We start from the raw sequence: 12,941 nt of genomic DNA on the forward strand, positions 1-12,941 counted from the left end.
AAGATTACCGAATCCAATAATGGAAAAAGAAAGACTGTTACTGTTTCAAATAATTCAAATGCTAAGATGAAGGCACTACTTTTTTTATGGGATTTAGTCAAAGAATCAGGAGACCAAGTACTACATAATTAAGCTCTGAGCTTTGATAAAAGTGCCTAAGAGTTTACCCAAGCTCATTGGAAGACTTTCTCAAGACTTAACCTAAAAAACCTTTGGAATTCAACTTTCAATTGGTAACTTAAATATACGTTTCAATCGGTTTCTTTTTGAGATCATTAAGTTCAACAAGAAAGGAATCTAGGGTCAACGAAGATTAATTGCTAATTACCTAGTTGGTAGCCAACTTAGCTTAACAACTTAGAACCCGGGTTTTCCTCGGTTCTTTTTTTATTGAATCAAAATAAACTCACAATACTCCTAATTCCTTGAGCTCCTTGAGGGTCTTTCCTAATCCTGTTTCATCACCTTCATCCAATTGCTTAATTCCTAGGGTCAATAAATCACGTATTTCACGGCCCTTACTCAGCCTTTCATGAGGGATGCTTTCACTGGTAATTACAATTCTCCTGATCTTAGCCTTAACTCGCTCAAGTTGAGTCTCCATTTTCTTTCTACGATCCTGTCTACTGTAGAACATTTAAGGAATCTACAAGACTGCAAAATCAATCAAAATTCGACCGACTCAAAATGACATGGCTTTGCTTTTTTGTTTGACCCTATCTCCGATATCTTCTAAATTAAGGATGCTACAAAGGCCGGATATAGCAAAAGATCAATTATTCCGGTGGCTGAAAGTGCGATAGCCATAAATGGGGTCCAGAAGTGTTTGAAGGATCAGACAGCAGATTTAATCAAGGCTTTAGTCCCTTCCTAAAAAGCCATGACTCGGCCATGTATAATCTTCTTTGGACATTTCCATAAGCTTACTCATTAGCTTTTCCGACTCAATTAAATCACCTTGTTTGTTAAGGTATTGGTCACCAAAATATCTATTGTAATAAGTATAATACTCGCCTGTTTTTCTCACAACTTCCTCTTCATTTGGAATCGAAACGGATTCAAAGGTTAACTCTTTTGCTTTTTTATCAATCATTAGCAACATGAAGAATCTTATCCCAAGAAGGTATAATAGAAGCATTGGGAAAATGTATGCTCTATGTACTGCTTGGGCTGTTTTAAAGTCCAATAATGAATCAGCTAAAAATGAGGGTTGATTTAAATTGTAATCTAAAGGCTCTGGGATGTTGACACTTGGTAAGAAAATCGCTGACAGCAATGCAAAAGCGAGGGAAAAACCCATAAAGCCTTCATAAAAATAATTTCTGAACCTATAAATATCTCGAAGACTCCAAGAGTCATTTTGGAAGAAAGCCGAGAGGAAAAAGTAAAGGACAAAACCAATGGGAATAGAAACTCCAATAAAAGCAAAGGGATAAGCTAGGGAGGCGTCTCTAACATTCAAAAAGTAAAAGGAAAGAAAAAATAGAACCACTACTACGTTTAAAATCAGCTTAAACAACCAGAGTTTCTTTTTAGGCTTTTGTTTCTCGTAGTCCAATATTGAATTATCCATAATTAATACTTTTTGTCAACTAAAAACAATCAATCCAAATCAATGGGGCATTGAGCTGGTTAACAGCTTGACCTTTGAAACTATCTTGCTTTTACAGGTTTATGATTATTACTAGGAGTAATGTTTCCTGAATTCTGAAACTCCTTATTCATTTGGCTTGTAGTACCCATTTTTTTTCATCACAAGATAAATCATGAAATCTAACACCTTGAGTTCGGTTTTGGATAGCTCTTCAGCAGCACGCATGATCCAAAATATTTCCTGTTTGTTGTAACCCACTTCGCAGAGCTCCAAAATGCGACCTTCCAAATATTGATTTCTAGGCTTTTTTTCGTTTTTTAAAATCCATAGATGGTACATCTTTAACATTGTTCGGGCTTTTTCCTGCTTATCCATTCTCTGATTCTTTCATTTAGATTTGTCTGAGTTGTTGACTTCCTCCACCTTTCACAACAAATTATTATTTCAAAAACTTATCCTATCAATATCAAAATATTTTGTAGTTTAATCAATGTCAGATAGCTTGTTTTAAACTAGCTCCAAAAAGATCATGTGTACTCAAGGAAAGCGTTTTAAGTTTTGTAGCTGCCCGAAAAAGGGGATGTTCCAGACGCTCAATGGGGGTACTTCGAGAATGGTCCAAAAACAGCTAATCCATCGATAATTAGAGAAATATTAATTCCCTATGGATTTAGCTCCGGGTTGAATAACTACGTTAAAAGTATTGAGGCTGACTTAAATCGTGGGGGGGGGGTATTTGATTTTGATCTAAACCATAAAGAAGGAGATTTCCTAGAAACAGATCTCAATTTTAAAGGATTTAGGCAAACATTGTTCTTCAGGTATTCTGATTCAAAAGGGTGGAGGTTCTTTAAACCAAATGAATGAATGATCAAGACTTTGATTTGGTAAACATGGGATGAAAAAGCTGTTGACATAAGCTAACATTTCAAATCAGATGTCAGCAAAACAAAGTGTTAAGAATTACTGAACCGATGTTATCGGTTCGTCCAGTCGAAACTTGGGAAAACTACATATTCACAGAGGCGTTTAAATGATTTCAGTTTAGTTTCGGTTATTGGTACTCAGAAATCAAAACTGGACTTTTGAAACATTATAAACGGCCAGTTGCCACTTTCTGAAAATGTAGTCAAATGTTGACATTTAGTTTCAGCTTACTAAGCATAAATACTTTCATAAATCAATTCAATGGAGGACAAGAAGATCAAATTCAGAAACAAAGCCCATAAGAAGAACAACGAGGGCATAATGAAGGCTCGAATAGAAAACAAGCAGAAACTAGACTTCGAGACGATGCACGAGCAAATCAAGAAGAACTCGAAGGATTAACATTCCTTACGTAATGAAAAAGATTTTCAAGATTTTAATTGTACTCGTAATTTTTATAGGCTCAGTTCTTTTCACCGCACTTCTAAAGAAAAGGAGACAAGAAAGAGTAAGAAATTTAGTCACCGAGGCGGTTTACAAGGTAGAGGACATTAACTGGGTTAGTAACTCATTTAATGATTTAATTTTCAACACCCCGGAAAAGACTTTTAATAAGAATAATGAAGAACAGATCGAAAGTTCACCAGGTATTGGTGGAGGGGTTACATCATTTCTTGAGGTAGATGGAATTCTTTTTTATGTAATGTATTTGAAAATAAACTCCCTTGAATACGATATTTCGAAGGGACTGAATGGGGTTGTAACAGAGACTGTCAAAGGATTCAATGGCGAAAATTTAGATTATAATTTGATTCTCAAGGAGTATGAATGGGTGAAGTATGGGGAAAGTGAAGGAAGTTTCTCATTTAAAGGTAGCCCAGTCATTTTTAAGGCATTTTTAACCTTTAGCGAGGAATTAAAAGAAGAACGGGTTGATGTCAGGTCTTTAATGGTATTAGCTGACAAATCTGAAAATAACCTTGAGATAATAAATGAGACTATTGAATCAATTGACCTGGATCATTTAAATGACTTGAATAACCCTTTATCATGGTTTTTTAATGATAGGAGGAAAGAGAGGAATTCCATCTCAAAAAAGAATGGTACGGATTCAGGGTCAACAAGTTCATTTGATGAATTGATGAGATACTTTAGAGGAAAAAGAGATTCAACCAAGGATAAGACAAAATCTGGACTGCCACCCACTTATGAGGATTTCAAGAAAATGCTTGAAAAGAATCGCAGCTCAAATGACGATTCTACTCGTAATTGACACCCTTACCAACACCCTATTCAAAAATAAAAAACCTAACTTACTAAAAATAAGCAAGTTAGGTTCTATCATTGCAGAGGCGGAGGGATTCGAACCCCCGGTACCTCGCGGTACAACGGTTTTCAAGACCGCCGCATTCGACCACTCTGCCACGCCTCTGTGATCAAATTCGATTGGAGTGCAAAAGTAAATGTAATCTCTACTTTTGCAAAGCTTTTCATGGCATTAATTTCTAAGTGGCTGATAATGAAATAGAATTTTTAATCCGAAAATTCTGGAAGCTCCTTTTCCTGCTCCTCTAAAACCCGAATGTCTTCTTTGATCAGATCGAGACTCACATTCATTTCGAAGCAAATAATGACAATGAGGGAGGTGATGTAAAGCCAAAGCATTAAGCCAATAAATGTCCCGATAGATCCATATAGCTTATTATAGCTGGCGAAATTGTTCAAGTAAAAAGTGAATGTATAAAAGCCTAAAGTTATAAGAAGCCCAGCCATTTTTGCACCGATAGAACCAAATTTCCATTTATCATGAATGGCTGGAGCAAAACGAAAAATAAATGCACACGTGATGTAAAAAACCAAAAGAAGAATTAAAAATTTAAATGCATTGAAAAGGAAAAGCATAAATCCCGAATTGAACATGTGCAATTCATCAATCCTGGCAAGGAAAATATTTCCAAATATCATAACAGTGCTGGCCAGTAGAACGGTAAAGGCGAGCATTAGCACAATCATAATGGCGATAATTCTGGTTTTAAAGAAGCCTCTACTTTCTTTCGTTTTATAAACCGAATTGAATGAATCCATCATGGAGACCACTCCTTGTGTGGAGGCGAATAAAGCGAAGAAAAAACCAAAAGAGAGCAAACTTTGCCTAGGAGTAGAGACAATGTCCATAATAGTTCCTTCGGTCTGCTCATAAAGTCCCCCAGGCAATACTTCTTTAAAGAAGACAAGAATATTTTCCGTGGTGACTAAAGGAAAAAAATCCTGTAAATAAGGGACGAGATTTAGAAGGAAAAGAATAAGTGGAAAAAGGGCGATGGTAAAACTGAAAGCCATAGAACCGGCTCTCTCATTGATATCATCCTTTCGAAGTTGAAGAATAAATGTTTCCCCTAAACTGTAGAGATTGTTTTCAGGATGCCCAAAATGAATCTTTTTGAGCTTTTTGGCCTGGTGAAGCAGCTGGTATTGAAATTCCTGAATTCTATCTTTAAGCACTGTAGCTAGTAATACTCGTTTAGTAAATCTAGCAAATTCTTCGGAGGTCTGGTTGGCCTGTGGTTGTCTTTCTTCAGGAAGGTAAGCGTAGTCCATGCTTCGGTAATGAGTTCATTCGCTTCATTATAGACTTCATATTCAAAGCGAATTCTCACTCCCGGGACTTGAGGAATCCGGGTTTTAATGGTTAGTAGCTCATCGTATTTGCCGGGTTTATGGTACTTGATATTGCTTTCCAAAACAGGCATCATCACTCCATTATCTTCCATTTCTTTATAAGAAAATCCTATGGATCTCATGGCTTCGACCCGAGCCACCTCAAAGTACATGGCGTAATTACCATAATAGACATATCCCATCTGGTCAGTCTCAGCATATCGAACCCGTATTTGCGTTTCTGCCTGATACATTACTTGTATATTCTTGCTCGGTTCAGCGCCGCCTGATATCTTCTCGCATTTGCATTATGCTGGGTGAGATTCGTAGCAAAGGCATGGTATCCAGAAAAATCGTCCTTTGCGCACATGTAAAGGTAATTATGCTCTTCCGGGTTCAAAACAGCTTCAAGAGAGCTGATATCAGGAAGATTAATGGGGCCTGGAGGAAGACCTAGATTTTTGTACGTATTGTATGGGCTATCTATTTCCTTATGCACATTTAATACTCTCTTTATCTCAAAATCTCCAAGCGCATATACTAAAGTTGGATCCGCTTGTAGGTACATTCCCCGATCCAAACGATTCAAATATAGTCCTGCAATTCTGGGGCGTTCATCAGCTTTTTGCTGACTCTCTGCCTGAACAATGGAGGCCAGAGTGGTCACCTCTTTTGGATTTAGCCCAAGCAACCTAGCCTTATCACGTCTCTCCTGATTCCAAAAGCGCTGGTATTCCTTATTCATTCTTTCGAAAATCTCCTCAGGGCTGCTGTCCCACCATACCTCATAAGTATTAGGAATAAACATCCCCATGATGGTCTCCTCTTCGAAGTCAAACTTCCTGATGTATACAGAATCCTGTAAAAGCTCCAAGAATTGAGTTTGATTGAATTCCAGATTTTTGGAAATTTTTTCTGCTAAATCCTCTTTGGTTCGGATGTTATTAAATGTCAGTTTAATTGGGGACTGATCACCTGATCTCAACTTTCTGACCAATTCCAGATTAGTCATTTTAGGTTCTATGATATACAACCCAGATTTTACAGATTCCTGATAGCCAAGAACTTTGGCTACAAAGCCAAAGCTTACAGCATCATTGATCACTTTTTCATCATACAGCTCCTTGCTAACCTGAGAATAGGTTGCATTGCTGGGAATTCGTAAGACATAAGCCTGTTCTGTTTCCAGTAGTGTGTTTGGGCTGTAAAATACCTGGTAGAAGTAAAAGGTAAAGGAAATGGCAAGCACAGAACCTGTAACCAGTAAAACCAGAAGAAATTTTCTCTTTTTATCCGTAAGCATGTGTGGCAAAAATAACAAAAGACTTTTTCAAAACGCCTCCAAGTTATTAGGGTTTTACTTCTTTTGGTTTTCTTTACCCCATGAAGCTTATTCCGGTAGTCTGCGCCATATTAATATCTGACTCCAGGGTTTTAGCAGTGAGGCGATCCAGCAAAATGCCTTTAGTAGGGTTTTGGGAGTTTCCTGGAGGCAAAATCGAGAATGGGGAAAGTGAAAAAGAATCCCTAAAAAGAGAAATACAGGAAGAGTTAAATTTAACTGTTGAAGTCGGAGTACCACTTACTCCTACTGAATATAGCTATGAGGATGGTAAAGTTATTCGCTTGATTCCTTTTCTGGTCAGGGAGTTTTCAGGTGAATTCAGGTTGGCCGAGCACGATGATTTTGCCTGGTTAGGACGAAATGAACTTTTGAATGTAAATTGGGCTCAGGCTGATATTCCCATAGTAAAGGAACTGGTAAAGAAGTGGGAAGAAATCAAAAAACAACCCTGAGGTATCTATGAGCGCTGAACTAATTAAACTTTATCCTGAAAATCCGGATGAGGAGAAAATCATCCAAATCTCAAAAGTCCTGAAGGAAGGAGGTTTGGTGATTTACCCGACTGACACCGTTTACGGAATGGGATGTGATATTACGAATCAAAGGGCCATAGAGCGTATTTGTCGGATAAAAGGAATAAACCCAAGAAAGCATAACTTTTCATTCATTTGTGCTGATTTAAGCAATATCTCAGAATACACAAGAATCATCAGTAAGCCGGTTTTTAAAATGATGAAAAAAGCTTTCCCTGGGCCATTTACATTTATTTTAGATGCGAGCACTGAAGTACCTAAGGTTTTGCATAGCCGCAAAAAGACGGTTGGAATTCGGGTTCCGGATCATTTGGTGCCCAGAATGCTAGTGCAGGAATTAGGCAGGCCTATACTCACCACCTCCATTGTGGACGAGGATGAAGTGATAGAGTATAGCACAGATCCTGAGCTCATTTTTGAGAAGTATGAAAACCTGGTTGATGTGGTGATAGATGGAGGTTATGGTCAGAATGTAGCATCCACGGTTCTGGACTGTACGACTGACCCCGTTGAAGTTATTCGTGAGGGATTAGGTCGGGTGGAGGACATTCTTTGATCTATGGCCATAGTAGCAGCTGATTTATTTTACTTCCCGAATCTGGAGTTTTTTACAGCGATTTATGGCTTTGAAGAAATAGCTCTTTTTCCGAAGGCATATTTCCGAAGAAATAGCTATATAAATCGCACTGAGATCAGAGGGGCTAATAAGGTTCAGCGTTTAAGTATTCCGATTCAGGGTAGGAGACCGGCTATTCCTCAGGAAGAATTAATGATCAATTTTCATGAAAAATGGCAGTTGGATCATTTTCGAACCATCCAAAGTGCCTACGGCAAAGCTCCTTTTTTTGAGCATTATTTCCCTTATTTCCAGGGCTTTTTAGAGAATCCCCCTGAATCACTCTGGAACTTAAACAAGGGTGTTCTGACAGTATGTCTGAAGCTTCTAGGCCTGTCTGCCAAAGTCGCCGAATACCCTACATTGCATGATTTTCGCCCTGAAAAGGACCTGAGAGGGCAAATCTCGAGTAATGAGACCTGGCAGAAGAGGGGGCTTTATTCGCCAGAACCGTACTTCCAGCTTTTTGGCTCAGACTTTGAACCTAATTTGAGCATTCTGGATTTGTTGTTTTGCATGGGGCCTGAAGCAAAAATGATCATTGAAAGCTCCGCTAAAAAAACATTGAACAATCGTTAAATTGATTGTGTTTTTAAAACAAATTCGGTAACATTCGTTAGGGAATATTATACAATCAGAAAGGAATTAAATGGAAGCAAAATTTTCAAACAGAGTCAAGGAGGTCATTTCTCTCAGTAGAGAGGAAGCGCTACGACTAGGCCATGATTATATTGGCACGGAGCACCTCTTGCTTGGTATGATTCGAGAAGGAGAAGGTGTTGCTGTTTCCATGCTTAAAAAACTTGGGGTACCTCTCGATGAATTGAGAAACTCCATTGAGCGTGCAGTTAAAGGCACGGCTAACCATAATGTGAAAAATATGGCCAATATCCCTTTGACTCGTCAGTCAGAGAAGGTATTGAAAATTACATATTTGGAGGCCAAAATCTTCAAGAGCCAACTCATTGGAACAGAGCATTTGTTACTTTCCATCCTTCGGGATGAGGATAATATCGCTACTCAAATTTTGAACAAGTTTGACGTAGGATACGATTCGGTAAAGGAAATGCTCGAAATGTCAGGAGATGCCTCAGCGCCCAGCTCAAGGGCCGAAGCAGAAGATGGAGAGGAAGAAGGTTCAAAGCTATTTGGATCCTCAGGAGGCGGAAGCTCTTCAAGTTCTAAGCAAGGAAATGAAAAGTCCAGAACTCCAGTTTTGGATAATTTTGGTCGTGACCTGACCAAAATGGCCGAGGAAGACAAGTTAGATCCTATCATTGGTAGGGAAAAAGAAATCGAGCGAGTGGCACAGGTTCTTTCCAGAAGAAAGAAAAACAATCCTATTCTTATTGGTGAACCAGGTGTGGGTAAAACTGCTATTGCCGAAGGTTTGGCGCTAAGAATTGTTCAAAAGAAAGTATCTCGTGTACTTTTCAATAAACGTGTAGTCACTCTAGACCTTGCTTCTCTTGTGGCAGGTACGAAATACAGAGGACAGTTTGAGGAGAGAATGAAGGCAGTGATGAACGAGCTGGAAAAATCTCCGAATGTGATCCTTTTCATCGATGAGCTACACACTATTGTGGGAGCTGGTGGAGCAAGTGGATCCTTGGATGCCTCAAATATGTTTAAGCCGGCCCTCGCCAGAGGTGAGATCCAATGTATAGGTGCTACGACTTTGGACGAGTATCGACAATACATAGAAAAGGATGGCGCCTTAGCTAGACGTTTCCAAATGGTGATGGTAGATGCTACCACTCCAGAAGAAACTATGCAGATATTGGAGAACATTAAGGATAAGTATGAGGACCATCACAATGTGAATTATACTCCTGAAGCTGTTCAGGCATGTGTTAACTTATCTGACAGATATATTTCAGACAGATTCCTTCCGGACAAAGCTATTGACATTATGGATGAAGCAGGAGCTCGTGTCCATATTAATAACATCCATGTTCCAGAGGATATTCTGAAACTGGAAGAGGAAGTCGAAGAAATCAAGACCGAGAAAAACCGCGTCGTTAAATCTCAAAAATATGAGGAAGCGGCTCAGTTGAGAGATAAAGAAAAGAAACTTCTTGAGCAATTAGAACTGGCGAAAGCAAGATGGGAAGAAGAAAGTAAGTCTAAAAGATTTACAGTGGATGAAGATAACGTGGCGGAAGTGATCGCCATGATGACTGGAATTCCAACCAAAAGAATTGCTCAAAAAGAAGGTGCTAAGCTTCTAAATATGAAGGAAGACCTTAGCAATAAAGTAATTGGGCAGGATGAAGCCATTAAGAAGTTGACGAAGGCAATCCAGAGAACTCGAGTTGGACTCAAAGATCCTAAAAAGCCAATTGGTTCATTTATTTTCTTAGGCCCAACGGGGGTAGGTAAGACCGAACTGGCGAAAATGCTCGCGACTTATCTTTTCGATAAGGAAGATTCTTTGATAAGAATCGACATGTCTGAATACATGGAGAAGTTTTCTGTTTCCAGACTTGTGGGAGCGCCTCCGGGTTATGTAGGATATGAAGAAGGTGGACAGCTCACAGAAAAAGTGAGAAGAAAGCCATATTCTGTGGTACTGCTTGATGAAATAGAAAAAGCGCATCCAGATGTATTTAATATTCTTCTTCAGGTTTTGGACGATGGAATCCTAACCGATGGACTCGGTAGAAGGGTTGATTTCAGAAATACGATTATAATTATGACCTCCAATATTGGGGTTCGTGATCTGAAGGATTTCGGAAGTGGAATCGGTTTTGCCAATCAGGCGAAAAAAGATAACATGGATGAGATCATGAAAGGCACCATTCAGTCGGCCCTGAAGAAAGCCTTCAGTCCTGAATTCTTAAACAGACTGGATGATGTGGTGGTCTTCAATTCGCTCGATCAGGAGCATCTATTCAAAATTATAGATATCAGTTTAGGTAAGTTGTTTGCCAGAATTACTGATCTCGGGTATAAAATTGAATTAACTAAAAAGGCCAAATCATTCCTGGCTGAAAAAGGATATGACCAACAATATGGTGCTCGACCGCTGAACCGTGCTATTCAAAAGTATCTGGAAGATGCAGTAGCTGAAGAAATTCTCAAAGGAGATTTATCCGAAGGAGATGTAATTAAAGCTGACTATTCTGGTAAAGGTGATGAACTCACTATTTCAGTTAAGAAGAAGGCAAAAGCGGATTAAACTTACTGGTTTATGAATAAAAGCCCTGGAATCTATTGATCTCCAGGGCTTTATTTTTTTCCTTGACTAAAGAGAAAAAATAAAGAAAAGTGCTGCAGCACCTAGTACTACAGTCATTTTTTGGGCTTTATTTTTAGCTGAATCTGAGATTTTTCTTTTTCTCAAAAGCAAAACAGCAATACTCAGAGCTACCAGTTGCAAACCAATACTCACTCCATTTAATGGTCCCATGGGTCCTTCAAAAAATGGATAATTTTGATTTATCAAAGAGATCACTCCTAGCACTATTCCGGTTATCCCAAAGAGAAAAATTCGATTTAAAAGCGTGCCTTCAGGCAATTCCATCCATTTCATTTTACCAAATATTTTGCCTTACGCTTTTTAAAATACTCATCAATTTCATCTACACTCATCGTGTTTAAAGTCATATCGGCTGTGAGTCCTCCTTTTCTACCTATGAGTACACCATATTTCATATCAAGGTATCCATCCATTTCATGGGCGTCCGGGTTGATAGATAATTTGACTCCTTTTTCCAAAGCGTATCGAATCCATCTCCAGTCTAAATCTAACCTCCAGGGGTTTGCATTGATTTCAATGACAACATCATTTTCCGCACAGGCATCAATTACAGCCTTATGATCTATGGGATATCCTTTTCTTCGGAGTAGTAATCTACCTGTTGGATGCCCCAGAATGGTAGTATAAGGGTTTTCTATTGCCTTAATTAATCTCTGAGTTGCCCGATTAATATCCATGTTCAAAATGGAATGAACTGAAGACACGATAAAGTCAAAACTTGCCAAAACTTCATCAGGATAATCTAACTGCCCATCGGCAAGAATATCACTTTCTATTCCTTTGAATATCTTGAAAGGTGCTAATTCTTGATTCAAGGCATCGATTTCTTCGTGTTGCTTGACAATACGCTCAGCCTCTAGCCCACCAGCATAAAAAGCACTCCGGCTATGGTCTGAAATTCCGAGGTACTCATATCCCAACTTTTTGCAATGTTCTGCCATCTGTCGAAGACTATGCTTTCCATCGCTGTATGTGCTGTGGTTATGGAGGATCCCTTTTAAATCGCCCTCTTCCAAGAGTTTTGGAAGTTTTCCTTCCTTTGCCAAAACTATTTCGTCTGCTCCCTCCCTCAATTCAGGAGGGATGAATTGTAGATCCAAACCAGCGAAAAACTCCTCTTCGGATTTTGCTTGGCTTTCCACAATGGCTTTACCCATACTCTTATTTTCCTGGACTTCGAGCTGCAGATGTTGAGGAGATGCGGAAAGGAGTAATTGCTTTTGGACAAAATTTACTTTGTCAGTCCAGTAGACGGAAATTTCTAAACTTTGACCCTCAAGTGTTCCTTTTAAGGTGAATGGTCCTGATTTGGTTTCAGACCAATCTATCCCTTTAATTTTTAAGATATCATCTGAGGCTTTTTCCCAGTCATCTGATCCAACCAGATATTCAAGGCTTGAGATTATTTCCAGATTTCTGGCGAAATCTCCCACCAGGATGACTTGATCAGATTGGCTTATTGCTTTCTTTATTGATTCTTTTAAATCCAAAGCAATTTCTTCAATGTCAGCATAAAGTGCCTTATTCTCGTTTGAAGCTTTAAACTCAAGATTTTGGATGATTGTATTTTGGGTTTTTTCTCCAAATCCTTTGATCTGAGCAACCTTGCCTGATTGGCAGGCCTCCATTAGCTCATGTGTGCTCGTAATCCCCAATTCCGTCCAAAGTGTTTTCACCTTTTTAGGCCCAAGACCTTTTATTTGAAGGATTTCCAGAAGTCCTGAAGGAGTTTTCTCTAGTAAGTTATCCAGTAATGGATGACTTTCTGATTCCTTTAAATCCTCAATGACGCCAAGTATACTTTTTCCAACTCCAGGGATTTTTGCCAGCTCATCAGAGCTTAATAAAGTAAAATCCTGATCCAAGCGATCAAGGGAGTTCAATGCCCCTTGAAAGCTCCTGATTTTGAAAGGGTTCTCCTCATGGAGTTCCATGAGCTGAACGGTGAGTTTTAGTTTTTTAAGAATTGACTTCTGATCCAAAATAAAATTATTACGTCTTAGAAT

Annotated in this window: 14 protein-coding genes and 1 tRNA gene; 6 read left to right on the forward strand and 9 right to left on the reverse strand. The window is 38.8% G+C overall.

Annotated elements, in window-relative coordinates:
• Positions 1–406 precede the first annotated feature (406 nt).
• From QVH07_RS15990 to QVH07_RS16000, 3 genes are all read right to left on the reverse strand, one after another.
• Positions 407–637 carry a hypothetical protein gene (locus QVH07_RS15990; protein WP_290002376.1) on the reverse strand — a complete coding sequence of 77 codons (231 nt, stop codon included), beginning with the start codon at positions 635–637 and terminating at the stop codon, positions 407–409.
• A gap of 222 nt (positions 638–859) precedes the next feature.
• Complete coding sequence (locus QVH07_RS15995) at positions 860–1,573, reverse strand: hypothetical protein (protein WP_290002379.1); 714 nt, start codon at positions 1,571–1,573, stop codon at positions 860–862.
• Positions 1,574–1,717: 144 nt separating this feature from the next.
• Positions 1,718–1,969, reverse strand: a complete 252-nt coding sequence (locus QVH07_RS16000; RefSeq protein WP_290002382.1) for a hypothetical protein — start codon at positions 1,967–1,969, stop codon at positions 1,718–1,720.
• 813 nt (positions 1,970–2,782) lie between these two features.
• Between QVH07_RS16000 and QVH07_RS16005 the strand changes: the two genes are divergently transcribed.
• Both QVH07_RS16005 and QVH07_RS16010 read left to right on the forward strand, forming a co-directional pair.
• Positions 2,783–2,923, forward strand: a complete 141-nt coding sequence (locus QVH07_RS16005; RefSeq protein ID WP_290002385.1) for a hypothetical protein — start codon at positions 2,783–2,785, stop codon at positions 2,921–2,923.
• A gap of 13 nt (positions 2,924–2,936) precedes the next feature.
• On the forward strand, positions 2,937–3,794 hold the full coding sequence (locus QVH07_RS16010) for a hypothetical protein (protein WP_290002386.1): 858 nt from the start codon (positions 2,937–2,939) through the stop codon (positions 3,792–3,794).
• Between the two features lie 74 nt (positions 3,795–3,868).
• Here QVH07_RS16010 and QVH07_RS16015 read toward each other — a convergent pair.
• From QVH07_RS16015 to mltG, 4 genes are all read right to left on the reverse strand, one after another.
• Positions 3,869–3,953, reverse strand: a tRNA-Ser gene (locus QVH07_RS16015).
• Positions 3,954–4,054: 101 nt separating this feature from the next.
• Positions 4,055–5,119: a YihY/virulence factor BrkB family protein gene (locus QVH07_RS16020; RefSeq protein WP_290002388.1), complete on the reverse strand. Its 1,065-nt coding sequence runs from the start codon at positions 5,117–5,119 to the stop codon at positions 4,055–4,057.
• Positions 5,029–5,433 (reverse strand): acyl-CoA thioesterase, encoded by a 405-nt coding sequence (locus QVH07_RS16025; protein WP_290002389.1) that lies wholly within the window; start codon positions 5,431–5,433, stop codon positions 5,029–5,031. The genes QVH07_RS16020 and QVH07_RS16025 overlap by 91 nt, the downstream gene beginning before the upstream one ends.
• Entirely contained in the window at positions 5,433–6,482 is a 1,050-nt protein-coding gene (gene mltG / locus QVH07_RS16030; RefSeq protein WP_290002391.1) for an endolytic transglycosylase MltG, read from the reverse strand. Before mltG ends, QVH07_RS16025 begins: the two co-directional genes overlap by 1 nt.
• Before the next feature lie 80 nt (positions 6,483–6,562).
• On the opposite strand from mltG, the gene QVH07_RS16035 reads away from it, so the two are divergent.
• The 4 genes from QVH07_RS16035 to QVH07_RS16050 all read left to right on the forward strand — a co-directional run bounded on the left by QVH07_RS16035 (position 6,563) and on the right by QVH07_RS16050 (position 10,854).
• Positions 6,563–6,976 (forward strand): (deoxy)nucleoside triphosphate pyrophosphohydrolase, encoded by a 414-nt coding sequence (locus QVH07_RS16035; protein WP_290002394.1) that lies wholly within the window; start codon positions 6,563–6,565, stop codon positions 6,974–6,976.
• A gap of 7 nt (positions 6,977–6,983) precedes the next feature.
• Positions 6,984–7,613 (forward strand): L-threonylcarbamoyladenylate synthase, encoded by a 630-nt coding sequence (locus QVH07_RS16040; protein WP_290002398.1) that lies wholly within the window; start codon positions 6,984–6,986, stop codon positions 7,611–7,613.
• A 3-nt stretch (positions 7,614–7,616) separates the two neighbouring features.
• Positions 7,617–8,252 (forward strand): WbqC family protein, encoded by a 636-nt coding sequence (locus tag QVH07_RS16045; protein WP_290002401.1) that lies wholly within the window; start codon positions 7,617–7,619, stop codon positions 8,250–8,252.
• A gap of 70 nt (positions 8,253–8,322) precedes the next feature.
• Entirely contained in the window at positions 8,323–10,854 is a 2,532-nt protein-coding gene (locus QVH07_RS16050; protein WP_290002403.1) for an ATP-dependent Clp protease ATP-binding subunit, read from the forward strand.
• Positions 10,855–10,920: 66 nt separating this feature from the next.
• Here QVH07_RS16050 and QVH07_RS16055 read toward each other — a convergent pair whose 3' ends face one another.
• Both QVH07_RS16055 and polX read right to left on the reverse strand, forming a co-directional pair.
• The gene (locus QVH07_RS16055) at positions 10,921–11,208 is read right to left on the reverse strand and encodes a hypothetical protein (protein ID WP_290002405.1); all 288 of its coding nucleotides are present in this window, start codon (positions 11,206–11,208) and stop codon (positions 10,921–10,923) included.
• Entirely contained in the window at positions 11,205–12,917 is a 1,713-nt protein-coding gene (polX, locus tag QVH07_RS16060) for a DNA polymerase/3'-5' exonuclease PolX (RefSeq protein WP_290002407.1), read from the reverse strand. The genes QVH07_RS16055 and polX overlap by 4 nt, the downstream gene beginning before the upstream one ends.
• Positions 12,918–12,941: the final 24 nt, after the last annotated feature.

Origin of the sequence: Algoriphagus sediminis, assembly GCF_030403435.1 — a bacterium.
Taxonomy (GTDB): Bacteria; Bacteroidota; Bacteroidia; order Cytophagales; family Cyclobacteriaceae; genus Algoriphagus; species Algoriphagus sediminis.